The sequence below is a fragment of the Aeromonas sp. sif2416 genome, assembly GCF_019218665.1.
Taxonomy (GTDB): Bacteria; Pseudomonadota; Gammaproteobacteria; order Enterobacterales; family Aeromonadaceae; genus Aeromonas; species Aeromonas encheleia.
Genome location: NZ_JAHUXC010000004.1, coordinates 262,673 through 287,728, shown reverse-complemented (window position 1 = coordinate 287,728; position 25,056 = coordinate 262,673). Strand labels below are relative to the sequence as shown.

The following is a 25,056-nucleotide window of genomic DNA, read 5'->3' as shown; positions in this document are numbered from 1 at the left end:
CTTATTGGCTGTGATAAACAGCGCATCCGATACAGACGAAAAAAGCATTAGCGGGACGCCTTGTCCCATAACAGGCGGGTGTCGAGCATGCGGGCCGACATCATGGTGAGCACCACCACGCCGGCGAAGGCGGTGGCCCCGGGGCCCGCTCGCACGTTGAGCAACACGCCGCGATCCACCAGGGCCACCATCAGCGAGATGACGAACAGATCCAGCATGGACCAGCGCCCGATGAAATCGATGATGCGATACATGATGAGTTGGCGCTTGCGTCGCACCGGCTTGGCCCGCTGCAACTGCCAGCAGATCCAGCCCAACCCCAGTATCTTGCCGATGGGGACTATGATACTCGCGGTCAGCACTATGGTGGCGATACCCGACATCTTGCTGCGATAGAGCGCCATGATACCGCTGAAGATGGTATCGGACTGCAGCAATCCCTTGTTGTAAAAATGGGTGATGGGCAGCAGATTGGCGGGCAGCAGCATGAAGGTAGCCAGCGCCAGCAAACCCCATGACCAGGCCAGCGAATGGGGGATACGCATCTGCAAGGGGCTGTGGCAGCGGGGGCAACTCAGCGAAGGCTGATAGCGCACCAGCAGGCCGCAGGTGTGGCAACGGCACAGCCCCAGCTCACGGGCGCTGGTCGGGATCATGGTTTTGCTCCTGCGAGGCTGCTTGCAAGGGTATCCGCTCCCAGTAGGGGGCGGGGTCAAACAGGATCAGCAGCGTCATGTTGAGCAGCATCAGGATCCCGAGGCTCAGCAGCCCGCCCCCCAAGCGCACATCGGCGATGTCGATGAGCTTGAACAGCGCGACCAGCAGGCTGACGATGTAGACCTCCAGCATGGCCCAATGGCGGAACACCTCCACCATCTTGAGGGTCAGGGCCAGTATGCCCCAGCGTTTGGCGAGACCGGAGGCGAGCGCAAAGATCCCCAGCAGCAAGCCGGTCGGCGCCAGCGCGGCGCACCAGAGCACCAGAGCCGCCACCCAGAACTCGCTCTCATCCAGTAGCACCATGATGCCCTTGAGCAGGTTGGCATCGGAGTTGACCCCGGCCAGGCGCAGGTAGATCAGCGGCTCGAAGAAGGCGGAAGGCAACAACAAAAAGCCGGTGATGGTGAGTGCCATCAACTGGGAAGGGCGAAAGGCATAGCGCCCGTAGAGGTGCTGATGACAGCGGGGACAATGAGCATGCCGGCGCAGCGGCAGCAACTTGCGTTCGATCAGCAAGTCGCAGGCCGGGCAGACAAGCACGGAATGGGGATCCGACATACGATTCAACCTGTTGAAGGAATTGATGAAATTTACCCTAAAAGCGCTCTCCTGTCTTGTTTGGGGCAGAGCGGAGGCCATAAGAAGAGCGGCTCGCTGGCCAGCTGCCGGGGGGAGGGGACATGGCATCCACCCAACCACGCCGTACAGAAGAAGGCTGCGGCCCAGTCACGATGGGATCTCAGCGTCCCAAAGCATCGGCTCATGGCGTTATTTGCAATACTGTATATACGTACATATACTTGTACTCACTATCATGAGGAGGACGCCACTATGGCCGTTGAGATCAAGTATGTTGTCGTGCGTGGGGGAGTGGAGAAGATGACCTTTGCCAGCAAGAAAGAGGCGGATGCCTATGACAAGCTGCTGGATACCGCCGATGAACTGATGACGCTGCTGGCCGGGGCCCCCGTCCAGCTGACGCCCGAGCAGCAGGAGAGCCTGGCCTTTTACCTGGCCGAGCAGCGGGATCTGCTGCAAAACGTGCTGCGCGGTGGCAAGGGGCAGGGGATCAGCCCCAAGGAAGAGAAGGTGGACGTCGAGAAGCCCAAGGGAAAATCCCTCAAGAGTGTGGCCTGAGGCGAGGAGGGCGGGGTGATCCCCTGACAACTCAGGGCAGCAGCTTTCCTATTCAACAAATTTGAATTCACAGTCATTTTTATCGATATTCCCCCGGGGAAATTTCCAACCAAGGTGCATATCCATTGAATAATGTCATGTTGCGCCGCAGCCTGAGCCACTAACGCGACCGACCGGCAGTCTATGCCAGAGCAGTCCAGCCGACCCTGATGCCGATAACCCCATTTATCGGCATCAGGGTCGAGCGGCCCCCAATCTCACTTCAGTCCACAAGAACCACAAGCGCTACCATGATCCATCCGTCACTTCCGCCCGCCATGCCGCTGTTCGACAACTTGCTCCATCTGGAGGCGGGCAACCCCCAGGTTAACCAGTATCTGGCCAATCTCAGCCTGGGCGGCGTGCCCGACGCCGGCCTGGTCTATGAGCTGGCCGTCGACTGGCTGCTGGAGCAGCGCCATAGCGAGAACAACTACAAGACCTATCGCAGCGAGCTGACCACCTTCCTGCATTGGTGCTTCAGCGAGGTGGCCATCAGCCCGAAGGATCTCACCAGGCGCATCATGATGCGCTATCTCGACTACTGCCAGGCACCGCCACAGGTGCTGATCGCGTATCGTAACGTGGCCCAGTTCATGCTCGACAAGGAGTGGGGTGAGCGACTGCCCAACCCCCAGTGGCGGCCATTCCTGGGCAAACGGGAACTGGGCCTGGAGCTGCCATACCGCCTAAGCGAGCAGGCGATGAAGACCAAACTCGCCATCTTGTCGGCCTTCTTCCAGTTCCTGATCCAGGAAGAGTACATGGACCGCAATCCGGCGCTCCTGCTGCAGCGGGTGAAACGGCCCGTCAGCCAGGATGCCGACGATCAGGGCCAGTCTTTTACCGAATTGCAGTGGTCCTATGTGATGCAGGCCACCGAACAGTTGGCGGACGAATGCCCGGCCCAGCACGAGCGCAGTCGGTTCCTCATCAGCCTGATGTATGCCTGCTATCTGCGTATCTCTGAGGTGGCGGCCAGACCCGGCTTCAGCCCGGTCATGAGCCAGTTTCGCCGAGACAGCAAGACGGGCGTCTGGGGCTATTACATTCCACGCAGCAAGGGCGGCAAGCGGCGCACCGTGGCCGTATCCCAGGCCTTGCTGGAGGCACTCAAACGCTATCGCACCTTTCTGGAACTCTCGCCGTTGCCTGCGCCCAACGAACAGACACCGCTCTTCGTCCGCCACAAGGCGGCAGCCCACGGCCGGGAGCAAGGTGAGCTGAATGCCAACCTCGGGATCCGCCAACTGCGGGACCTGGTGATGACGGTACTGGAGCAAGCGGCCAGCCTGGCCGAGCGGGATGGCTTTCCTCAGGATGCGGCCGAGATGCGCCAGCTGACACCACATTCCATCCGCCACACCGGCATCACCCATGACATCAACTTGCATGGCCGGCCGCTGTCCCACGTCCAAGCCGATGCGGGGCACGACAGCATCGACACCACCTCCAAGTATCTGCACACCGGCAACAGCGAGCGCCACGAGAGCGCCAACCATAAACCGCTGGATCGTCTACATGAATGAGGCCGCCACTTACTAAAGAATCCAGATTGCCGTTTGTGGACGACCCACACGATGGCAATGAAAACGCCAGCACTCATGCCTAAAACCAATAACCGCGCATAATGTATATTATGTTAAATAACATAATCTTGTTTCCTGTTCCCGCTAATCGAACTGTGTATAATGGAAACAATTGATCCTATCCCCGACCGGATGTCTTAAGTGGCTGAATTAACATCAGAACAATTAAAACCCGCTTTTGCGATTGAGCAGTTTCCTACGCTCAGCGAGCTCGACCCCATCCCTTTTGCCGCCTTACAACCCAGAGCCATTTCTGGCATCAAACGACTGGCCAGTTTCGACGGTGACTGCCCGGTCATGCTGCTCAACGGCTTCCCGGGGGCCGATTATGAGAACGTCTGCCAGACGCTGATCGCCGCCTCCAATGGCAAGGATGGCGACCTGTTCGATCTCTGCTATACGGAAAACCTCAACAATCCGTTCAAGCCGATCTGGCTGCGCCTGCAACCCGGCAGCGGTTTCGAGTTTTGCGAGATGGTTGGCGAACTGCTCAAGCTGATGAGCCATCACCTGGATGCCGAGCGTCTGGTCACCCGGATCATCCGCAAACAGAAAAATGACCCCAAGATCGTGGATTTTCTCTCCGATCTGGCGGCACACGTGGCCCAGGGGCTCGAATTCCAGCATCCGGTGCTCATCAATCTGCTGATCCATCATGAGGATCAGCAAGCCCCCGTCATCTATGGCCGGGACCTGAACTGGGACACCCTGTTCGGTTCGATCAACTACCAGACGGAACAAGGCTCGGTCTATGCCAACCAGCATCTGCTGGAGCCGGGCCTGCTGCGAGAAGCCAACGGCGGCTATCTCATCCTGCAGCTCGACGAGCTGCTCGATCAGCCCCATCTCTGGTTCAAGCTCAAGAATGCCATGCAAAAAGGCGAGCTGGACTGGAACGCCTATCAGGAAGGCAAGACCCTGACCCCCTTCTTTACCCCTGAGGCCACCCCGATCCGGTTCAAGCTGATCCTGGTAGGCGACCGCCTAGAGGTGGCCGAGTTCCAGATGCTGGACAGGGACATGTCGGAGCGTATCTTCCTGCGGGCCGATCTGGTGTCCGAGGTGAATATCGAAGAAGATCTGCCCGAGTTCCTGCAATACCTGGCCTGGTTGCGGCTGCGCTGGAACCTGCTGGACTTCACTCCGGGTGCCCTCCTCGCCTTGTGCCGCCATGCCAGCCGCCTGTGCGACCATCAGGAGTGGCTCGCCCTCTCCGAGGTGCAACTCGGCGCCATCATGCGTATGGCCGACAGCCTGGCTCGCGAGCTGGAGGCAACGACCGTCACCGACGAACACATCCTGCTTTCCCTGGAAGAGCAGGATTACCGCCTCAACTATCTGGTGGAGCAGTCGGATCAGGGGGTCATCGATGGTCAGATCCTGCTGCAGACCGACGGTGAGGAGATCGGTCAGATCAACGGCCTGTCCGTAATTCAAGTGGCCGGACACCCCTATGATTTCGGTGAGCCCGTCCGCCTGACCGCGACCGTGCACCTGGGGGATGGCGATGTGGCGGATATCGAGCGCAAGGCCGAGCTGGCTGGCCATATCCACGCCAAGGCGATGATGATCATCCACGGTTATCTCTCCAACAAGTTTGGGGCCGAAAACCCCTCGCCGCTCTCGGCTAACCTGGTGTTCGAGCAGTCTTACCACGAGATTGACGGCGACAGCGCCTCCCTGACCGGTCTGTGCGCCCTGCTCTCCGCCCTCGCCCGCCAGCCCATCTCTCAGCGCTTCGCCGTGACCGGCGCGGTCGATCAGTTCGGCAATGTGCAAGCTGTGGGTGGCGTGAACGAGAAGATCGAAGGCTTCTTCCGGGTGTGCAAGATCCACGGCATCACCGGCAAGCAAGGCATTATTCTGCCCGGCACCAACGCCCAGCAGCTCAACCTGTCCGATGAGGTGATTGCCGCCGTCGAGGCGGGTCAGTTCCATATCCATCCGGTGGATCATGTGGAAGAGGCCATCGAGTTGCTGACCGGCTGCGTGGCGGGTGAGCCGGATATTCCGGATACCCTGTTTGGCCGGATCCAGGACAGACTGGATGAACTCAATGGCACCGCCCCCAAGAGCGGGTTGCTGCGCAGCCTGCTTGGCCGCCTATTCGGCCTGTAAATAAAGAGATCGGAGTTGTTTAGCGCACAACTGTACGCTAAATTGGCCCGGCTTTGACTCATATGAAGGATAAACAGCGTGACCCTAGATAACGACACCATTCAGCCCCGCCTTTCCCTGTGTGAACAAGGCAAAGAATCCTTTACCCGTGACGAGCTGCTTGCCTGCAGCCGTGGCGAATTATTCGGTGAAGGTAACAGCCAACTGCCCGCCCCCAACATGTTGATGATGGATCGCATCGTCAGGATCACCGACAACGGTGGCGAACATGGCAAGGGCGAGATCATCGCCGAACTCGATATCACCCCGGACCTCTGGTTCTTCGACTGTCATTTCCCGGGTGACCCCGTCATGCCAGGCTGTCTGGGTCTGGATGCCATGTGGCAGCTGGTCGGCTTCTTCCTGGGCTGGAAGGGTGGTCCTGGCAAAGGCCGCGCCCTCGGCGTGGGTGAAGTGAAGTTTACCGGTCAGATCCTGCCGACCGCCAAGAAGGTCACCTACAAGATCACCTTCAAGCGGGTCATCAATCGCAAGCTGGTCATGGGCATCGCCGATGGCGTGGTCGAAGTGGATGGCCGCCCCATCTACAGCGCGACCGACCTGAAAGTGGGCCTGTTCAAGGACACCACCGCATTCTGATATGTGACCTGCGCGCATAAGGTCAAGGGGCTGAACATGGCCCCTTTTCCTTTTTCAGGATGGGTGACCAGAGTGATCTTGCTCGAGAGGGATCTTCTCGGGGAAACGTAAAGGGGCCAGCACGGCCCCTTTCCTTTTTTGATGAGTGATGAAGTCTCGGTTACTTCATGAAGAGGCCTGAGCCTCGCCCCTCCATGGCGTCGCGCCAACCACCAAGCCAGTGCCCTCTGGCATCCAGGCATTGGTACGGACACGCTTCTTTCTGTTTGCCGACTACGCCAGCCTGATAACCACGAGCGCGAGCTCTTTCCAGACGGTCCCGTTTCTGTCTCTTCATCATCTACGACCCTCTTCGTGGAACAAAAAAGCGACCAAGTTTTCACCGGTCGCTTTCATCTTTACCCCACGGGGGGAATAGGGTCAAACAAAAAATGTCATGCTATTCCGGCATTGTGACACAAGGTGCTGAACTGCATTAATTTTTCATTACCCCACTTTTTATCGTGGGTGGCGGCGCAGCCAGGCAAAAGGCAAGGCCAGCAGCGTCAACCAGAACAGGCTGCCACCACCGCCATCTTCGCCATCCTGACCGGTCTGGTTATTGACCGGCGCATTGCTGACCACATAGTTGGCTGGATCGTTACCCTGGTAATCCTTCACCGCCGGAGTGAGTTTCACACTCACTACGGTGGCATTGGTACGCAGGTTCAGATCGCTCTCGCTGTTGTAGCGATAGGCGGTTGCCACCACGGTGCCATCGGTGCTGATGCCGCTGGCGTAGGCAATATGGTAATACTTGCCATTCTGGGCACACTGCTTGGCGCCGGCATCATCCAGACCACAGATCAAGTCGTTGAGGTACCAGTTGTTGCCAGTGTCCGCATTGAGCAGGAAGCCTTCCTGCATGCGGTTGGTGCCGTTAGCCACAGGCTGGGTCTGGTGGCGGGAATCACGCCAACCGACCACCATGTCGTGATCATTGATGGCAGCGCCTTCGGAGCCGGAGCCGCTCAGCGGTTTGTCCTGCAGAGGAATGGACGCGGTTTCCTTCGTATTCAGATTGAATACGAACATCTCGGTCGGCCGGTTCTGACCCTTGTTGATACTGTAACGCTGGTTACCGATCACATAACCATTCTCGTTGACAGACACCGCCCAGCTATTTTGCAGCACGCTATCATCCTTGCCCGGCTCACCGTCGGGCAGCGGAATGACCTGAGTCGTGCCTACGCTGCCGGCATTGAGATCCAGCGTCCAGTAGCTGGCCAGGTTGCGGCCATCCAGATCACCCGATCCCACTTCACCGGTGGAGCTGTAGCCCACCCCATACAGGGTGCCCTTGTATTCGGCGGCGCCCAGTGCAGAGGCAGTCTGCAGCACCTCGTCGCGCTGACGGCCATAGTCGCGGGCCTGCATCAGCTTGTTGAAGCCACCCGAACCATTGAGCAGCCAGAAACTGGCCTGGGTATCGAGGCCCGGGCAGTAACGGAAATCGCCGTACTCATCGTCATTGCCAGCGAAGCACCAGTTGTAGAAGTCACCGCCTACGTTATGGCGATATTTGCCACTGGCGGCGGTTCCCGTCACCAGGTACTGACCGTTGTCCAGCTTCTTGATGCTGGTCGGGACGCTTATCGCGTGGGTGCTGGCGGCATCCTTAAGCTCAACCGGAGTACCGTCATCGACGATGGCAAAGGCGGTGCGCAGCTTGCCGTTCATCTTGTAACCAACCCGATTTGTCGGCGTATCACCCAGGGCAGTCACCAGGCCGTCGGTCTCAGTGCTGACGACATAGCCGACTTCGCTGCGCTGATCGATGCCATCAAGGAAATCGCGGCGCCACTGGTAGGCAAAGCCCGGATTGTCGTCCCAGAAAGAGTCACAGACGGAGCTTGAGAGGAAGCAGCCCTGCTCAAACCGGAAACGATCAACCAAGAAGTCGGCAGACCGCACGGTCGAGAAGTACTCGGCCATGTTGTTTCTGGTATTGATCCCGATGAGTCCGCTACCATCGGCACTGATCCCGCTGGCATATCCCTTGACTTCGTCATCGACAATGGTGAAAAAGGGGCTCTGTGCCGCCTGTGCATTGAGGCTGGCGCCGACCAGGATGGCCAGCATGGATAATTGCTTTTTCATCTACTTCCTTAGTCTTGATGTTTCAACGCTTCCAACTCCTCCCAACGGGAGAAGGCGTGTTCCAATGCAGCCTCTGCTGCATTCAATGCATCCAGTTTAAGCTGGGTTTGCTCGGCAGGCAGGGAGAAGAAACTCGGGTCGTTTACCTCCGCCTGCAGGGCATCAAGTTCGGTCTCCAACTGTTCCAGTCTGGCCGGCAGATTATCCAGCTCCAACTGCAACTTGTAAGAGAGCTTACGTGTTTTTTTCGCCTGCTCCGCCGCTTGCGCGACAGGCTCTGCCACTTTCGGCGCCGCGGTCTTGACCGCCAGCTGTGCCTCTTGCAGGGCACGGGTTGCCATCATGTCGGCATAACCACCCACATAATCGCTGATCCGGCCATCCCCTTCAAACAGCCAGCAACCGGTGACAGTGTTGTCGATGAAGCGACGATCGTGGCTGACCAGCAGCAGAGTGCCAGGGTAATCCGCCAGCAACTCTTCCAGCAATTCCAGCGTTTCGACATCCAGATCGTTGGTTGGTTCATCCAAAATCAACAAGTTACTGGGTTTGAGGAACAACTTGGCCAACAGTAAACGGTTTTTCTCACCCCCTGACAAGGCCTTGACCGGGGTCCTTGCCCGTTTGGGTTCGAACAGGAAGTCTTGCAGGTAGCCGAGGATGTGGCGGGAACGGCCGCGCACCATCACTTCCTGCTTGCCCTCCCCCACGTTTTCCATCACCGTCTGCTCGGGATCGAGCTGATCGCGATACTGGTCAAAATAGGCCACTTCCAGCTTGGTGCCGCCCTTGACCACACCACGGCTTGGCTCGAGTTGGCCGAGCAGCAGCTTGATCAGCGTCGACTTGCCGCAACCGTTGGGGCCCACCAGCGCAATCTTGTCGCCGCGCAGCACCTGCAGATCCAGCCCCTGGAACAGAGTACGATCGCCAAAGTCCAGCCCCAGACCTTCGGTCTCGAACACCAGCTTGCCGGAGCGATTCACATCGTCCATCTGCAGCTTGGCTTTACCCTGCAGCTCACGGCGCTGACCACGCTCCATCCGCATCGCCTCGAGGGCGCGCACCCGGCCTTCGTTACGGGTGCGGCGTGCCTTGATGCCCTGGCGGACCCATACCTCTTCCTGGGCCAGCTTGCGATCGAACTCGGCGTTTTTCAGCTCCTCGACCCGCAGCCACTCCTCTTTACCCAGCAGGTACTGATCGTAGTTGCCGGGCCAGGAGGTGATCTCGCCGCGATCGAGATCGATGATCCGGGTCGCCAGCTTGTGGATGAACTCCCGATCGTGAGAGATGAAGACGATGGCGCCACGGAAATCTTTCAGGAACTCTTCCAGCCAGTTGATGGCTTCGATGTCCAGGTGGTTGGTCGGCTCATCGAGCAGCAGCAGATCCGGATCGCAGGCCAGGGCACGGGCCAGCGCCACCTTGCGCAGCCAGCCACCGGACAAGCTGTCGAGGGTCGCATCGGGATCGAGGTTGAGCAGGGTCAGCACCTGGCTGATCCGGGTCTCTAACTGCCAGCCATTCTGGTAATCGAGCTGCTCTTGCAGCTCGCTCATCTTGCGGATGTTGGCGTCGGAGGAATCGTGGCCCAGCTCAATGGCAATATGGTGATACTGCTTGAGCAGTTCGCCCACCCCGGCCAGCCCTTCGGCGGTGTAGTCAAACACCGTCAGATCGCTCGACGCGGGCGGATCCTGCTCGAGGCGGGTCACTTTCAAGTCTTGCTGCTGCACCATGCGGCCGTCATCGAGCGGCAGTTCACCGGCGATGACCTTCATCAGGGTGGACTTGCCCGCCCCGTTGCGTCCCACCAGACAGAGACGCTCGCCACGCTCGATCGCCAGTTCGGCATGGTCGAGCAGCGGGAAATCACTGAACGACAGACAGGCGCCGTGCAATGTTAATAAAGCCATGTCATTTCCTTAATTCTTCATGAAAAAGCGGGCCAGACCCGGTCTGCCCCACTCTCAATGTCATACGCACACAATAGTGTTTCGCCTACGCCGCCAGCCAGAGCCTGAGCTCGGCCAGGGTGAAGGGCCAGCCCAGCTCGCGGCCGGCCTCGTCACGCAGCACCGGGATGCGCACCCGGTAAGCGGCCAACCAGTCGGCATCCTCCATGATGTCGCACTGGCGGGTCCGCGCGGCCAATCCCGCTTCCTCCACCAGCGCCCAGGCCTGTTCGCACAGGTGACAGCCGTCGGTGTGAAACAGGGTCAGCATCAGCTGGCATCCGCCGCTTGGTCGGCGTGGGTGATGATCCAGCAGTTATGGATATGCACGTTACGCTCGAAGTCTTTCGGCCGGGTCTTGCTGGTGATGTTCTGCGCCTTGAGGCCCGTGGCCTCCAGACCGGCCAGGTCCATCTTGAAGTGACGCTTGTTGTTGGAGAACACCAGGGTGCCGTCGGCCGCCAGCAGACGTTTCAAATGCTGCAACAGCAACAGGTGATCGCGCTGCACGTCGAAGCTCTCGTCCATCCGCTTGGAGTTGGAGAAGGTGGGCGGATCGATGAAGATGAGGTCGTATTGATCATCGGCCTCGGAGAGCCACTTCAGGCAGTCGGCCTGCACGAACTTGTGCTGGCGGCCCACCTGGGAGTTCAGACGCATGTTGTCCTGCGCCCAATCCAGGTAGGTGTAAGACATGTCGACCGTGGTGGTCTCACTCGCACCGCCCAGCGCCGCGTGCACTGTGGCACTGCCGGTGTAGGCGAACAGATTCAGGAAACGCTTGCCCTTGGCCATCTGACCCAGCATGCGACGGGTCTGACGGTGATCCAGGAACAGGCCGGTATCCAGGTAGTCATAGAGGTTGACCCAGAGGCGTGCACCGTACTCCTGCACTTCCATCCGGTGTTGCTCGGTGGCAAGCTTCTGATACTGCTGCTTGCCTTCCTGGCGCTCGCGCACCTTGAGGATCACCTTCTCGCCGTCCATGCCGGTCACCTTGATGGCGGCCTGCACCATGTCGAGCAGACGCTGACGGGTCTTCTGAGCGGGGATGTCCTTGGGCGCCGCATACTCCTGCACCACCAGGTAATCCTGATAGCGGTCGATGGCGGCGTTGTATTCCGGCAGGTCCGCATCGTAGATGCGGTAGCAGTCGATACCCTCTTTACTCGCCCACTTCTCCAGGGTCTTGAGGTTCTTGCGCAGACGGTTCGCGAAGTCCTGGGCCACCTCTTTCTGGGAGGCCACGGAGTCCAGCGCTATCTGGTAGTTACGCAACTGACACTCGAGTGCGCCGTTGAACAGGCGATACTGCTTGTCGGCCCGCAGGCGCAGGCAGCTCAGCAGCTCCGGCGAGGCAGACAGGATGGAGACGCGCCAGCCCTGGAAGCTGCGACGCAGGGCATCGCCCAGCGCCTGGTGCACTTCCAGCAGGGCCGGGAATTCGCCGAGGCGCTCGCCATAGGGCGGGTTGGAGATCAACATCCCCACCTGACGAGCCTCATCCTCACCGGCCGGCATGGGCAGCGGGTTCTCCAGCGCGCTCACATCGGCCTGCTTGAAGGTGATGAGGTGAGCGACACCGGCGGCCTTGGCGTTGTCACGGGCCTTCATCAGCACCCGGGGATCGGCGTCACAACCAAACAGCTTGACCTCGCAGCGCTGCATGCCGCGCTTGGCACGCACCTGGGCTTCCATCATCAGGCTCTGCCACAGCTCGGCATCGTGTTGCAGCCAGCGATCGAAGCCGAAGCGCTCGCGGCGCAGGGCCGGTGCCATGTCGGCGGCGATGAAGGCCGCTTCGATCAGCAGGGTGCCGGAACCACACATGGGATCCATCATGGGCTCACCGGCCCAACCGCTGCGGGCTATCATGGCGCAGGCCAGATTCTCCTTGAGCGGCGCCTCGCCGGTACCCTGGCGATAGAAACGCTGGTGCAGGGCCGGACCGGACAGGTCCAGGGTGATGTTGGCCTTGCCCTTGCCAAGGTGCGCCATGATGCGAATGTCCGGCGACTTCTTGTCGATGTCCGGGCGCACATGACCGCGCTTGGTGAAGCGATCGACGATGGCATCCTTGATCTTCAGCGCGCCGTATTGGGTGTTACGGATGGCGGGGTTGGTGCCGGTAAAGTCCACCGCTATGGTGGCGGTGCCGGGGAAGTGCTCCTCCCAGGGGATGGTGTGGGCGCCCAGATAGAGATCCAGATCGTCGTTCATCTGGAACTCGGACAGCACCAGCACGATACGGGAGGCGAAACGGCTCCACAGGCAGGCCTTGTAGCCTATCGCCAGCTCGCCTTTGAAATGCACGCCGGCCACGGTCTCACGGACCTGCTCTGCGCCCAGGGTGGTCAGCTCGTCGGCCAACAGGTTTTCCAGCCCCTTGGGGCAGGTTGCAAAGAATTCTTTCATCACGCTCACGGGGATGCCATAAAAATAGTGCCGCATTATACCTTATCGGCCCGCACTCGGCATCCGAACCTTGGGTATCCCGCGAATATAAAGGGCCCTCCGCCATGGCCAAGCGCCGGGGCGGCGTGTTGTCTCGCCGATCCCGGGTCTATTTGAGGGGGTCGTCAACATCCTGCGGTTGCAGGCCAGCTACCGCTGACTCAGTCCCTGTCGCAATGAGGCATTTTAAAACAAAGGGAAATAGAGACAGCGACGATCTCGCTCGATGAGCCGCCAGGCAGAGATGGATATCATTGAAAATAACCGGAGCCGATTATTGGAAGGTGAGTTTAAAAAATGAACGATTAATGGCGGCACGCTATTAGCTGACCTGCCGATACTGCGCCACCGTTGTCGTTCTGAGCTGCATGCGATTATTCATCACCTTGATCACTCCGAAGCGTGGCAGGATCTTGCTGGTCGCCAACACTAATTCCTCGGTCAGGTTCAGACAGACGCTCGCCTGTTCGCCTGCCTCTATGATCATGAATTCTCCCCTGCCATGGGAGGTATCCATACGCACCAAGGTACCGATATCGAGCGTGCAATGAGTCTGTTGTTCATTAAAGAACCAGCTCTGCGGCATCAAGGGTTTATAAAAACGACTGACGGCGATGGCATTCAGCACCAGCTGAACCTGATGGGGTGTACTCCAATCGAGTTCGGCAGCCTTGTCCATCAGCTGATAATAGAGGGCGGCGTCGTCCACACAGAATGGCTGGGTGGTGAAGGAGCTGGGGACGAGTTGTCGCCCCTTATATTCGGTGGCAAATATCATGCGGTCGGACAAATCCAGCATCAGACGATCATCCTGAGCATCGTAATGCCACTGCCAATTGTCATTGGGTTGGATACACATGGAGTTGCCCTTACTTAAGCCGTTACTCGACTTTATTCCATGTCGAGAATTTGAGCAACTTTAAATAAGGGCAACCGTCTATTTTTTAAATATGGGTGACGATCTCTTTCACCAGACTCGGGCCCTTATAAATAAAGCCGCTGTAAATTTGGACCAGACTGGCACCCGCGGCTAATTTCTCCCGGGCGGCCATGGCACTGTCGATGCCCCCTACCCCGATAATAGGCAGCGCGCCATCGAGGGCCTTGGCCAGCTGGCGGATCACTTCGGTGCTCTTGTGTTGCAGGGGGCGCCCGCTCAGGCCACCCGCCTCGCCGGCGTGGGGCAGGTCATAGATCATGTCACGATCCAGGGTGGTATTAGTGGCGATGACCCCATCAATCCCGTTTTTGATCAAGGACGCGGCCACCTGATTAATTTCATCCAGGCTCAAGTCAGGTGCAATTTTAACGGCGAGTGGTACGTACTTCTTATATTGAGCCGCCAACTCCTGCTGCCGAACCTTCAACGCCGCCAGCAACTCATCCAGTGCCTCGCCGTATTGCAATTGGCGCAGACCCGGGGTGTTCGGCGAGGAAATATTGACGGCGATATAACCGGCATGATCATAAACCTTGTCCATGCAGATCAGGTAATCATCCTTGCCCTGCTCGATGGGGGTATCCTTGTTCTTGCCGATATTAATGCCGATCACCCCCTGATATTTGGCCTCCTTGACCCGGGCCACCAGATGATCGACACCCTTGTTGTTAAATCCCATCCGGTTGATGATCCCCTCCGCCGGAATAACCCGGAACAGACGCGGCTTGTCATTCCCGCTCTGGGGCTTGGGAGTCACTGTCCCCACTTCGATAAAGCCAAACCCCATGGCGCCAAATGCATCGATACACTCCCCGTCTTTATCCAGCCCAGCGGCCAGTCCCACCGGATTGGCAAAATTAAGCCCCATGACGGTGACGGGGCGAGTGGGCAATGCGTGGCGGAAGAAACAATCGAGTGGCGTACCGAGAAGGCGGGGCAAATATTTGATGGAGAGATCGTGTGCCTGTTCAGGATTGAGCTTGAACAGGAAATGCCTTGCGAGGGGGTACAGCATGTTTGCTCCTTAAAAAAGCCCCGGCAACTGGCCGGGGCTTTTGGTGTGATGATGCCAATAAACGTTATATCGAGGTTCGGCAATTCAACTGGAGCAGGTTCAACTCTCGCAAGGCCACCGAGAACTTGGCGAACTCGTGAGTACTGGTGGTCTTGAAGTCGGCCAACATGTGGGTCCAACGGGACAAGAGTTGCTCATGCTCCGAAATCCAGTCGGCCAGTATGGTAGCGCATTCACCCTGCTCTTTGCACCCTTCCAGTACCACGGAAGTGAGGCTGCGTTGCTGCCAGTCCAGATCTTCGCGGAAGGAGGCCCGCGCCATCGCCTGCCAGTGGTTGCCCACGGGTTGATGGTTGATCTGCTCGAGGAACCAGTGCAGGTCGAGCTTGGCGCCGAGGCGGTAGTAGACGTTGGCGGCGCGCAGTATGTCGGTCTTGTGCTCAGCGGCGATCTGCGCCAGATCCAGGCTGGAGAACAGGCTGCTCATGTGCGCCACCTGACGGGCAATCTGCTCGGGGACCTGCTTGGCCACCAGCGCGGCCACCGCCTGCTGGTGCTCGGCCACTTCGCTCTCGTCCATCACCTCGTAGAGGTGCTGGGCCAAAGTCTCGAAGGCCGGGCGGAAGAAGGCGATGTTTTCGCTGATGCTCCAGCTGCGATTGCGGGCGCGCAGGAACCAGCGGGTGGCACGGCGCACGATGCGGCGGCTGTAGAACATCAGCTCGAGCTGGGTATTGGCATCCACCAGGTTGTCGCAACCCTCGATGTCACGCCAGAGCGCATTGAGGCCAAACACCTCGCGGGCCATGGCGAAGCAGCAGGCCACCTCGGCCACCGAGGCACCGGTCTCGTCCTTCATCCGGCTGGCGAAGTTGAGCCCCATGTCATTGACCAGCATGTTGGCGACGCGAGTCGCGATGATCTCGCCGCGCAGCGGGTGCTGGGCAAGCTGGGCACCGAACTGCTGCTGCAGCTGGGCCGGGAAGCTGGTCACCAGCATGTTGGCGAGGAAGGGCTCGTCGATCACTTCCGGGCAGTTGAGCTGCTCTTTCAGCACCATCTTGCCATAGGCCACCAGCACGGCGAGCTCGGGACGGGTCAGCCCCTGCCCTGCCGCCATCCGCTCGGACAACTCCTCATCGGAGGGCAGGAATTCCAGCGCCCGATCCAGCTTGCCTTCGCGCTCCAGCCCCTGGATGAAGCGTTGCTGCTCCTTGAGCTGCTCGGCGCCACGGAAGGCAGTGACCGAGATGGACTGGGACTGACGATAGGCGTTGGTGATGACGATCTTCGCCACCGCATCCGTCATCTCGTACAGCATCTGGTTGCGCTGCTTGAGGGTCATGTCGCCTGCGGCCACCAGCTGGTTGAGCAGGATCTTGATATTGACCTCGTTGTCGGAGCAATCCACCCCGCCCACGTTGTCGGTGAAGTCGGTGTTGATGTGACCGCCCTGGCTGGCGTACTCCACCCGACCGAGCTGGGTGAAGCCGAGGTTGCCGCCCTCGCCGACGATGCGGGCACGCAGATCACGACCGTTGACCCGCAGCACGTCATTGCTGCGATCGCCGACCTCGGCATCGCTCTCGCGGGAGCTCTTCACATAGGTGCCGATGCCGCCATTCCAGAGCAGGTCGACGTTCAGGCAGAGCAGCGCCTTGATCAGCTCGTTCGGCGCCATGCTGGTCTTGTCGGTGCCGAGCAGGGCCTGAGTCTGCGGGCTCAGCTTGATGGACTTGGCCGAGCGCAGGAAGATGCCGCCGCCCTCGGAGAGCAGTTCGCGATTGTAGTCATCCCAACTTGAACCCGGCAGATCGAACAGGCGCTGGCGCTCGACGAAGCTCTTGGCGGCGTTGGGGGTCGGGTCGATGAAGATGTGCATGTGGTTGAAGGCGCCCACCAGCTGGGTGTGCTCGGAGAGCAGCATGCCGTTGCCGAACACGTCCCCCGCCATGTCGCCTATCCCCACACAGGTGAAGTCGCTGGTCTGGCAGTTGAGGCCGAGCTCGCGGAAGTGGCGCTTGACCGACTCCCAGGCGCCGCGCGCGGTGATGGCCATCTTCTTGTGGTCATAACCGACCGAGCCGCCGGAGGCGAAGGCATCGCCGAGCCAGTGACCATATTCGTGGCTCAGCTCGTTGGCGATGTCGGAGAAGGTCGCGGTGCCCTTGTCGGCCGCCACCACCAGGTAGTAGTCATCCTCGTCGTGGCGAACCACGTCTTTGGGCGGGATCACCTCGCCCTGGATGATGTTGTCGGTCACATCGAGCAGGCCGCGGATGAACAGGCGATAGCAGGCCTTGCCCTCTTCCTGAAGGACGGCGCGCGGGGCGCCGACCGGCATCTGCTTGCAGTAGAAGCAGCCCTTGGCACCGACCGGCACTATGACGGTGTTCTTGACCTGCTGCGCCTTGACCAGACCCAGCACCTCGGTGCGGAAGTCTTCCTTGCGATCCGACCAGCGCAGGCCGCCACGGGCGACCTTGCCCCAGCGCAGATGCACCCCTTCCACTCGCGGTGAGTAGACGAAGATCTCGAATTTTGGCAGCGGCAGCGGCATGTCGGTGATGCTGGACGGCGCCAGCTTGAAGGAGATGTAGGGCTTGATCTCGCCCTGCGCGTCCCGCTGATAGAAGTTGGTGCGCAGGGTGGCGTCGATCATCTCCATGTAGCGGCGGATGATGCGATCGTCATCCAGGTTCGCGACCTGATCCAGCTTGGCGGCAAGCTGCTCGTGCAGTTTCTCCTGCGCCTTGGCATCTTGCTTGATGGCTGGGCAGAGGCGTTGCTCGAACAGGGTGAACAACAGCTGGGCAATCTCGGGATAACGGGTCAGCGTCTCCTCGATGTAGGACTGGCTGAAGGAGACACCGGTCTGGCGCATGTACTTGGCATAGGCCCGCAGCACCGAGACCTGACGGCCAGTGAGGCTGGCCCCCAACACCAGACGGTTGAAGCCATCATCTTCCAGGGTCTTGTTCCAGACGCCGGCGAAGGCCTGCTGGAAGCGCTGCTGGCTCTGGGCCAGATCGAACGGCTGATCGCCGCGCAGCAGCATGGAGAAGTCGAGGATCCAGAACACCTCACCGGTCGGGGTGCGCACCTGGTACGGGGTCTCCCCGATGATCCGCAGCCCCATGTTTTCCAGCATGGGCAGGACGTCAGAGAGGTGGATTGGCTCGGTGCGGTGGAACAGCTTGAGGCGCACCCGGCGATCGTTCTCCTCTTCCTGGGCGCGGTAGAACAGCATGCCGAGCGGATTGCTCTCGCTCAGGCTGTCCAGCGCTATGATGTCGGCCACGGCGGAGCCTGGCAGCACATCTTCCTTGTAGGCACGGGGGAAGGCGGTGCTGAAGCGGCGACGCAGGCCGTTGCCGAGGGCCTCGCCATAATGGGAGAGCAGCACGGAATCCAGGCGGTCATCCCAGCTGCGGGCGGCTTCAATCAGGTTGTTCTGTACTTCGTTCACATCCACATCCACGTTGTTATTGTTGACCCGCACTATGTAGTGGGTCCGGGCCAGCACGCCTTCGGAGAAGTAGACGTTGAACTCCACCTCGTCGCTGCTGCCAAAATATTTCTGCAATATCTGCTGGGTCTTGACCCGCAGCGCCGTGTTGTAGCGCTCCTTGGTGACATAGACCATGCAGGAGAAGAAGCGGCCGTACACATCGCGGCGCACGAACAGGCGCAACATGTCGCGCTCCTGCATCTCCAGCACGCCGAGGCCGGTGGCCAGCAGCTCCTCTTCACGAGCCTGGATCAGCTCGTCGCGCGGGTAGGTTTCCAGCACGTTGAGCAGCGCCTTGTAGGCGTGGGAGCCCTTCTCGTGACCGGAGGCGGCCATGATGCGCTCGAGACGATGGCTGATGAGCGGTATCTGGGTGGCACTGGTGTTGTAGATGGACGAGGCGTAGAGACCGATGAAGCGATCCTCCCCCACCACCTTGCCGTGCTCATCGAAGCGCTTGATGCCGATGTAGTCCACATAGGCCGGGCGGTGCACGCGGGCCTTGCTGTTGGACTTGGTCAGGATCAGCAGATCCGAGCTCAGGGCCGCGTGACGGGCGCTGGCGGGCATGCTGCCCAGCCGCTGGCCCTCGTCCTTGATGGAGTTCTTCATCAGGCCGAGGCTGGAATCCGACAGCGGCAGGATCTCGTGATCCCCTTCCACCGCCTTGACGTCATAACGGCGATAACCCATCAGGGTGAAATTATTGGCCGCCACCCACTTGAGGAAGGCGACACTGGAATCCACCTCGGCCTGGCTGACCGGGTTCTTGCGCTTGGGCAGCTCATCGATGATCTCGTTCAGGCGGGCCAGCATCGGCTGCCAGTCACCCACCGCCAGCGCCACTTCGCCAGCCACGGATTTCAATTCGGCGGCCAGGGCCTCCATCTGCTCGTCAGAGGTCAGATGGTCGATCTCGATGAGGAAGGCGGTCTCCACCGAGGTCTGCTCGGCGGTGTTGTCGAGCTCAAGAATGGCGCTGATCTTGCCCTCGCCGCTACGAATAAGGTGCAGCGGCTGGTGCAGCATCATGTGAGCGGTGATGTTGAGACGCTTGAGGGCCATGCGGATGGAGTCCACCAGGAAAGGAGTGTCCTGCAAGATGATCTCGACGATGGTGTGGGGAGACTGCCATCCGTGGCGGGTCAGCTCGGGGTTGTAGACCCGGATATAGGGATCCGTGCCGGTGCGCTGGTTGAGCGCATTCCACAGGCTCAGCGCCGCCCCGTAGAGATCGCTGTCATTGCGATCGTGCAGATCGGTGCTGGCCATGTTGCCGTAGAACTTGGCGACGAAGCACTCGACCAGGGAGGCACTCTTCTTGGGCAACTTCTGATGGATCAGGCTGAGAACGTTTTCGAGCAGAACTGAGGTAGGGGCGTCTTTCAATGCCATTGCTAGTTTCCTTATCGGACGACATCACCGACACATGGGTAACCACGCTGGATACCCACCGGTACAGAGTTGCTGCGAAGTGTAATGTCTTGGATCAAGGAAGGCGAGCAATGGTGATAATGGGATGTTAAAAACAAGGGACAGATCACGGCTTGGGTTGTGATAAATTTTGCCAAGTCGGCAAAAAATAGAAAATCACACTGGCTTATGGCAAATCTACCGGATAGATAGTGACTTAAAGCAGATAATTACTCGGGAATCTGTTCTGTTTTTGTTAATTTATGCGTTCCAGGCTGATGAAGCGATGATCGTCCTGGGTTTTCAGCCGAAAGTAGCCGTATACGCCAGTGGTTGCGACAAAACTCCGAATTTTTTCCAGCCCGAGCTCTATGGTCAACCCCTGCTCGGTACGTACCACCAGCCGCCTGGCATGGCCCTGATACATCAGCAGGATCTCCTCGCAGCTCAACGTCAGTCGAAGGGTATATTGCCTCACCTTGTTGGTTCCTCTTCTCTCTATACACACGTCATGAACGGGTCTGCCGGATCCGAACGAGAGGGCAGGAGAGCCTGGCTCCCCTGCCCTCTGTTCAACCAGGCGAGATTACTGCTGCAGCGCCTTGCTCACCTTCTCGAACAGATCCCGCGCCAGCCCGTCCAGCTTGAACAGTCGGAGCAGCTCGGCCCGGATCAGCCCCTTGCGCACCTCGTCCAGCCGCTTGAACTGGATCAACGGGGTGATCAGGCGGGAGGCCACCTGGGGGTTGACCTCGTTGAGCTCGATCAACAGATCGGTCAGGAAGCGATAGCCGCTGCCGTCGATGGCATGGAACTGCACCTGGTTGTTCATGGCGAAGCTGCCCACCAGGGCACGCAGCCGGTTCGGGTTGCGAATGCTGAAGGTGGGATGGCGCATTGCCTGACGCACCTCGACCAGCGCATCGCTCGCCGGCTTGCTGCCGACCAGGCGCAGCCAGTTGTCCAGCACCAGACCATCCTGGGCCCACTTGCCTTCAAAATCGGCCAGCAGTTCGGCGCGGCACGGCAGCAGATGGCCATTGGCCACCTGCAACGCCATCAGGGTATCGGTCATGTTGTCGGCCTGAGCGTATTGCTCGCGCACCAGGGCATCGGTGCCCTCACTGTCGAGCGCCGCCAGATAACCCAGCACCACCCCTTTGAGGGCGCGCTTGGCCATATCGCTATGCACCACCCTGTAGCCCTGCAGGCGCAGTCCCTCGTAGCTGGCGGCCAGCCGAGTACCGAACGCCTGTGCCAGGGCGCGGTGGATGGCATCACGGACCCGGTGGATGGCATCGATGTCGGCGACCTCGAACAGCTCGGCTAGGGTGGCCTCCCCCGGCAACGCCAGGATCTCGGCCTTGAGCGCCGGATCCAGCTCCGCCTCGTCCAGGATGGCGACGAAGGCCGCCAGCAGGGTCGCGGAGAGCTCGACATCCAGGCCCTGTTGTACCCGGGCCACCCCTGCGATCACCGCCTTGTTGATCAGCATCTGGGCCGCATCCCAACGGGCGAACTCGTTGCGCGCGAAGCGCATCAGGAAGGCCAGCGCCTCGTCGCTGTACTCATAGTGCAGCTTGACCGGGGCGGAGAAGTCTCGCAGCAGGGAGAAGACCGGCTTGACCGGCACCCGGTCGAAGACGAAGGTCTGCTCCGCCTCCAGCACGTCGAGCACCTGGCCGATGGCCTGGCCCTGATACTGCAGCGGGATCACGGCCCCGTTTTCGTCATACAGCTCGATGTCGAGGGGAATGTGCAGCGGCAGCTTCTGCGGCTGATCCTGGGTCGGCGGCGTGTGCTGGCGCACGTGCAGGCGGTAGATACCGGTGGCGGCATCGTACTCGTCCGTCACGGTGAGCTCTGGGGTGCCGGACTGGCTGTACCAGCGACGGAAGCGGCCGAGATCTCGGCCTCCGGCATCTTCCATCGCCTGCACGAAGTCATCGCAGGTGACGGCCTGGCCGTCGTGGCGCTCGAAATAGAGCCGCATGCCGGCCTGGAAATTGTCCTCACCCAGCAGGGTATGCAGCATGCGGATCACTTCAGAGCCCTTCTCGTAGACGGTCAGGGTATAGAAGTTGTTCATCTCGATCACCACATCCGGGCGGATGGGGTGCGCCATGGGGCCGGCGTCTTCGGCAAACTGCGGGCCGCGCACGGTGCGCACATTGTTGATGCGGTTGACCCCGCGCGAGCCCAGATCGGAGGAGAACTCCTGATCCCGGAACACCGTCAGCCCCTCTTTCAGGCTGAGCTGGAACCAGTCGCGGCAGGTGACGCGGTTGCCGGTCCAGTTGTGGAAATATTCGTGGCCTATGACCCGCTCTATGCCGTGGTAATCGGCGTCGGTAGCGGTCGCCGGGTTGGCCAGCACGAACTTGGAGTTGAAGATGTTCAGCCCCTTGTTCTCCATGGCGCCCATGTTGAAGAAGTCCACCGCGACGATCATATAAATGTCGAGGTCATACTCGAGGCCGAAACGCTGCTCGTCCCAGCGCATGGAGTTGATCAGGCTCTCCATGGCGAAACCGGCTCTGTCCAGGTTGCCCTTGTCGACGAAGATCTCGAGCGCCACCTCGCGACCGCTTCTGGTGCGGTAGCTGCTGCGCTCCACATCGAAGTCACCGGCCACCAGGGCGAACAGGTAGCTGGGCTTGGGGAAGGGATCCTGCCACTGCACGAAGTGACGGCCCCCGTCCAGATCGCCGCTCTCGACCTTGTTGCCGTTGGAGAGCAGGAAGGGATACTTGCCCTTGTCGGCGCTGATGCGGGTGCTGTAACGCGCCAGAATGTCGGGGCGGTCCAGATAATAGGTGATGCGGCGGAAACCCTCCGCCTCGCACTGGGTGCAGTAGGCGTCGCCGGACTTGTAGAGCCCCTCCAGCGCCGTGTTGGCGGCGGGATCCAGATCGGTGACTAGGGTCAGCACGCATTCGGCCGGCAGGTTGAACAGGGTCAGGCTGCTCTCCCCCTGCTCGTACTGAGTGAAGGGCATGCCATCCACGCTGATGCTCCGCAGGACGAGTCCCTCGCCGTCCAGCACCAGCGGCGCCTTGTGCTCACCGTTGCGACGCAGACGGGAGATGGCTGTGACACGGGTCAGGGGCTCCTGCAACTGGAAGTCGAGATCGATGCTGTCGATCCAGTAGTGCGGCGCCTGATAATCCTGGCGATATTTGGCCGTCATGGCCTGGGAGTGATCGGTCATTATTGTGTGCTTCCACGCTTTGTTATTGACGTGTCAGAGGCTGTCACAACGGATCGGCAGGGTCAAATAGTTTGCATTCCACTGGCGAACAGCGGCCAAAAAGAAAGGGCGACCGAAGTCGCCCTTGTCAGTTCGCATCGCTGCGTGTTCGATCAGCTTTTCTTGCTCAGGCGAGCCAGGTCCGCCGTGATGTTCGCGGCTTCGATCTGGTACTCGTCAGGGGCCTCGAAATCGGTCGGCAGTGCATCCAGGCTCTTCACCGTCGGCTTGCCAAGACGGGTCAGTCGCTCATTGGCTCGCACCAGCGCCTTCTCGTCCTGCTTGGCCTGCTCGGCCAGCCGCTCGGCTTCGTTCAGGGAGACCGACTTCTTGTCCTTGTCCTCCTGATACTCCTTGATGTCCTGCATCACATAGGCAAATTCCGGATCCTTGTTGATCCGCGCCTCGTGATCGCTCTTCAGCCTGGAGAGCAGGCTGGAGAAGTCCCCCAACTTGCCATAACTGGCCGAGGCAATCTTGTCCCAGGGCAGCGCATTGAACTCGCGGCTCTCCCCCGTCTCCTCCGGTGACACGGCGGTGGGGAAGCTGATGTCCGGGGCGACGCCCTTGTTCTGGGTGCTGCCACCATCGATCCGGTAGAACTTGGCGATGGTGTACTGCACATGACCCAGCGGCTGCTCGTAGAAGTCGTAGACCTTGGCCAGGCTGCGATGCTGCTGCACCGTGCCCTTGCCGAACGAGTTTTCACCCAGGATCAGGGCGCGACCATAGTCCTGCATGGCGGCGGCGAAGATCTCGGAGGCCGAGGCGCTGTAGCGATCGATCATCACCGACATGGGGCCGCCGTAGTAGACATTGCCGTCATCATCGCCATTGACCGTGATGCGGCCCATGTGATCACGGATCTGCACCACGGGCCCGCTGGCGAAGAACAGGCCGCTCAGGGCCGAGGCCTCGGTCAGCGCACCGCCGCCGTTGCCACGCAGATCGACGATGAGGCCATCGATCTTCTGCTTGTTGAGGCTGGAGAGCTCCTTGATGACGTCGTCGTGCAGATTGACGTAGAAGCTCGGGACCTCGAGTATCCCTATCTTCTTGCCTTCCGCATTGATCACCTTGGACTTGGCGGCCCTGTCTTCCAGGCGCACCTTGTCACGGGTCAGCTCGATCAGCTCGGTCTTGGCGGTTGCGCCCTTGCCGCGCTGGATCTCCAGCTTCACCTTGCTGCCTTTGGGACCCTTGATGAGTTCGACCACGTCATCCAGACGCCAGCCGATCACATCGACAATCTTGCCATCGTCCTGCCCGACCCCGGTGATCTTGTCATCGGGTTTGAGGTGGTTGGACTTGGCGGCCGGGCCACCGGGCACCAGGGAGCGGATGACGGTGAAGTCATCCTCCGCCTGCAGCACGGCACCTATGCCTTCCAGCGAGAGGTTCATCTCGGTGTTGAAGCGATCGGCGCTGCGCGGCGAGAGGTAGCTGGTGTGGGGCTCGATGGCCCGGGCGAAGGAGTTCATGAAGAGCTGGAACACGTCCTCGCTCTCGGTCTGGGACATCCGCTTGATGGCGTTGTTGTAACGCTTGCCAAGCAACTCCTTGATCTCGGGCCACTCCTTGCCGCTGAGCTTGAGGCTCAGGGCATCGAACTTGACCCGTTGACGCCACAACTCGTTGAGCTCGGCCTCGTCCTTGGGCCAGGCCGCCCCTTCCCGATCGAAGATGTAATTGTCGGGCTGGGTGAAATCGAAGGGAGTGTCGAGCAGTTTAAGGGCGTATTCGAACCGCTCATAACGCCGCTGCTGACTCAGGTTGAACATCTCGTAGGCAGGAGCCAGCCGTCCTCTTTCGAGATCGGTGTCAAAACCGGTACGGTACTTTTCAAAGCGGCTGATGTCAGAGGCCAAAAACAGGTTGCGGCTGTAGTCCAGATTCTCCAGATACTTGTCAAAGATCACGGAGGAAAAGGCATCGTCCAGCTTGAACTGTTTGTAATGGGAGCGGGTAAACAGATTGGCAATTCGCTTGCTGGCCGTAGCATGTTGGCTCTCTTGAGCCAACACAGGCAAATCACTTTCCTTGAGCACCGGCTCGATGGCCTGTGCAAGCCCGGCAAGCGCCAGGCTACAGGCAACGAGGGAAAAACGAATTACGCCATGCTTCAACATTTGTC

At 59.8% G+C, this 25,056-nt stretch carries 17 protein-coding genes; 4 read left to right on the top strand and 13 right to left on the bottom strand.

Annotated elements, in window-relative coordinates; all coding sequences use genetic code 11:
- Nucleotides 1-47: 47 nt before the first annotated feature.
- The gene (locus KW821_RS10545) at nucleotides 48-656 is read right to left on the bottom strand and encodes a paraquat-inducible protein A (protein WP_042654755.1); all 609 of its coding nucleotides are present in this window, start codon (nucleotides 654-656) and stop codon (nucleotides 48-50) included.
- Nucleotides 634-1,278 (bottom strand): paraquat-inducible protein A, encoded by a 645-nt coding sequence (locus KW821_RS10540; RefSeq protein WP_218291412.1) that lies wholly within the window; start codon nucleotides 1,276-1,278, stop codon nucleotides 634-636. The genes KW821_RS10545 and KW821_RS10540 overlap by 23 nt, the downstream gene beginning before the upstream one ends.
- Before the next feature lie 273 nt (nucleotides 1,279-1,551).
- Here KW821_RS10540 and KW821_RS10535 point away from each other — a divergent pair, with 273 nt between their 5' ends.
- From KW821_RS10535 to fabA, 4 genes are all read left to right on the top strand, one after another.
- Complete coding sequence (locus KW821_RS10535) at nucleotides 1,552-1,857, top strand: YebG family protein (protein WP_042654753.1); 306 nt, start codon at nucleotides 1,552-1,554, stop codon at nucleotides 1,855-1,857.
- A 317-nt stretch (nucleotides 1,858-2,174) separates the two neighbouring features.
- On the top strand, nucleotides 2,175-3,425 hold the full coding sequence (locus KW821_RS10530; protein WP_218291486.1) for a tyrosine-type recombinase/integrase: 1,251 nt from the start codon (nucleotides 2,175-2,177) through the stop codon (nucleotides 3,423-3,425).
- 201 nt (nucleotides 3,426-3,626) lie between these two features.
- Nucleotides 3,627-5,603 (top strand): Lon protease family protein, encoded by a 1,977-nt coding sequence (locus KW821_RS10525; protein ID WP_218291411.1) that lies wholly within the window; start codon nucleotides 3,627-3,629, stop codon nucleotides 5,601-5,603.
- 78 nt (nucleotides 5,604-5,681) lie between these two features.
- Entirely contained in the window at nucleotides 5,682-6,242 is a 561-nt protein-coding gene (fabA, locus tag KW821_RS10520; protein WP_042653781.1) for a 3-hydroxyacyl-[acyl-carrier-protein] dehydratase FabA, read from the top strand.
- Between the two features lie 160 nt (nucleotides 6,243-6,402).
- On the opposite strand, the gene rmf is transcribed toward fabA, so the two are convergent.
- From rmf to prc, 11 genes are all read right to left on the bottom strand, one after another.
- Entirely contained in the window at nucleotides 6,403-6,582 is a 180-nt protein-coding gene (gene rmf, locus KW821_RS10515) for a ribosome modulation factor (protein WP_005315693.1), read from the bottom strand.
- Between the two features lie 158 nt (nucleotides 6,583-6,740).
- Nucleotides 6,741-8,381 carry a DUF3466 family protein gene (locus tag KW821_RS10510; RefSeq protein WP_218291410.1) on the bottom strand — a complete coding sequence of 547 codons (1,641 nt, stop codon included), beginning with the start codon at nucleotides 8,379-8,381 and terminating at the stop codon, nucleotides 6,741-6,743.
- An 8-nt stretch (nucleotides 8,382-8,389) separates the two neighbouring features.
- Nucleotides 8,390-10,300: an ABC transporter ATP-binding protein gene (locus KW821_RS10505; RefSeq protein WP_218291409.1), complete on the bottom strand. Its 1,911-nt coding sequence runs from the start codon at nucleotides 10,298-10,300 to the stop codon at nucleotides 8,390-8,392.
- Nucleotides 10,301-10,385: 85 nt separating this feature from the next.
- Nucleotides 10,386-10,610, bottom strand: a complete 225-nt coding sequence (locus tag KW821_RS10500) for a glutaredoxin family protein (RefSeq protein WP_218291408.1) — start codon at nucleotides 10,608-10,610, stop codon at nucleotides 10,386-10,388.
- Complete coding sequence (gene rlmKL, locus KW821_RS10495; protein ID WP_218291407.1) at nucleotides 10,610-12,790, bottom strand: bifunctional 23S rRNA (guanine(2069)-N(7))-methyltransferase RlmK/23S rRNA (guanine(2445)-N(2))-methyltransferase RlmL; 2,181 nt, start codon at nucleotides 12,788-12,790, stop codon at nucleotides 10,610-10,612. The genes KW821_RS10500 and rlmKL overlap by 1 nt, the downstream gene beginning before the upstream one ends.
- A 325-nt stretch (nucleotides 12,791-13,115) precedes the next feature.
- Nucleotides 13,116-13,652: a cell division protein ZapC gene (locus tag KW821_RS10490; protein WP_218291406.1), complete on the bottom strand. Its 537-nt coding sequence runs from the start codon at nucleotides 13,650-13,652 to the stop codon at nucleotides 13,116-13,118.
- A gap of 85 nt (nucleotides 13,653-13,737) precedes the next feature.
- A complete protein-coding gene (gene pyrD, locus KW821_RS10485) occupies nucleotides 13,738-14,748 on the bottom strand; it encodes a quinone-dependent dihydroorotate dehydrogenase (protein ID WP_218291405.1) in 1,011 nt (336 codons plus the stop codon).
- 64 nt (nucleotides 14,749-14,812) lie between these two features.
- Nucleotides 14,813-19,654: an NAD-glutamate dehydrogenase gene (locus tag KW821_RS10480; protein WP_218291404.1), complete on the bottom strand. Its 4,842-nt coding sequence runs from the start codon at nucleotides 19,652-19,654 to the stop codon at nucleotides 14,813-14,815.
- 274 nt (nucleotides 19,655-19,928) lie between these two features.
- Nucleotides 19,929-20,150, bottom strand: coding sequence for a DUF2835 family protein (locus KW821_RS10475; protein WP_218291403.1), 222 nt, complete (start codon nucleotides 20,148-20,150; stop codon nucleotides 19,929-19,931).
- Nucleotides 20,151-20,258: 108 nt separating this feature from the next.
- Nucleotides 20,259-22,883, bottom strand: a complete 2,625-nt coding sequence (pepN, locus tag KW821_RS10470) for an aminopeptidase N (protein ID WP_218291402.1) — start codon at nucleotides 22,881-22,883, stop codon at nucleotides 20,259-20,261.
- A gap of 152 nt (nucleotides 22,884-23,035) precedes the next feature.
- Nucleotides 23,036-25,051, bottom strand: a complete 2,016-nt coding sequence (gene prc / locus KW821_RS10465; RefSeq protein WP_218291401.1) for a carboxy terminal-processing peptidase — start codon at nucleotides 25,049-25,051, stop codon at nucleotides 23,036-23,038.
- Nucleotides 25,052-25,056 lie beyond the last annotated feature (5 nt).

Bases quoted from the DNA above. Each gene is read 5' to 3' on its own strand.
- KW821_RS10480 (WP_218291404.1), bottom strand. From the start codon at position 19,654: ATGGCATTGAAAGACGCCCCTACCTCAGTTCTGCTCGAAAACGTTCTC.
- KW821_RS10500 (WP_218291408.1), bottom strand. From the start codon at position 10,610: ATGCTGACCCTGTTTCACACCGACGGCTGTCACCTGTGCGAACAGGCC.
- rmf (WP_005315693.1), bottom strand. From the start codon at position 6,582: ATGATGAAGAGACAGAAACGGGACCGTCTGGAAAGAGCTCGCGCTCGT.
- KW821_RS10530 (WP_218291486.1), top strand. From the start codon at position 2,175: ATGCCGCTGTTCGACAACTTGCTCCATCTGGAGGCGGGCAACCCCCAG.
- pyrD (WP_218291405.1), bottom strand. From the start codon at position 14,748: ATGCTGTACCCCCTCGCAAGGCATTTCCTGTTCAAGCTCAATCCTGAA.
- KW821_RS10505 (WP_218291409.1), bottom strand. From the start codon at position 10,300: ATGGCTTTATTAACATTGCACGGCGCCTGTCTGTCGTTCAGTGATTTC.
- rlmKL (WP_218291407.1), bottom strand. From the start codon at position 12,790: ATGCGGCACTATTTTTATGGCATCCCCGTGAGCGTGATGAAAGAATTC.
- prc (WP_218291401.1), bottom strand. From the start codon at position 25,051: ATGTTGAAGCATGGCGTAATTCGTTTTTCCCTCGTTGCCTGTAGCCTG.
- KW821_RS10535 (WP_042654753.1), top strand. From the start codon at position 1,552: ATGGCCGTTGAGATCAAGTATGTTGTCGTGCGTGGGGGAGTGGAGAAG.
- pepN (WP_218291402.1), bottom strand. From the start codon at position 22,883: ATGACCGATCACTCCCAGGCCATGACGGCCAAATATCGCCAGGATTAT.
- KW821_RS10510 (WP_218291410.1), bottom strand. From the start codon at position 8,381: ATGAAAAAGCAATTATCCATGCTGGCCATCCTGGTCGGCGCCAGCCTC.
- KW821_RS10540 (WP_218291412.1), bottom strand. From the start codon at position 1,278: ATGTCGGATCCCCATTCCGTGCTTGTCTGCCCGGCCTGCGACTTGCTG.
- KW821_RS10545 (WP_042654755.1), bottom strand. From the start codon at position 656: ATGATCCCGACCAGCGCCCGTGAGCTGGGGCTGTGCCGTTGCCACACC.
- KW821_RS10490 (WP_218291406.1), bottom strand. From the start codon at position 13,652: ATGTGTATCCAACCCAATGACAATTGGCAGTGGCATTACGATGCTCAG.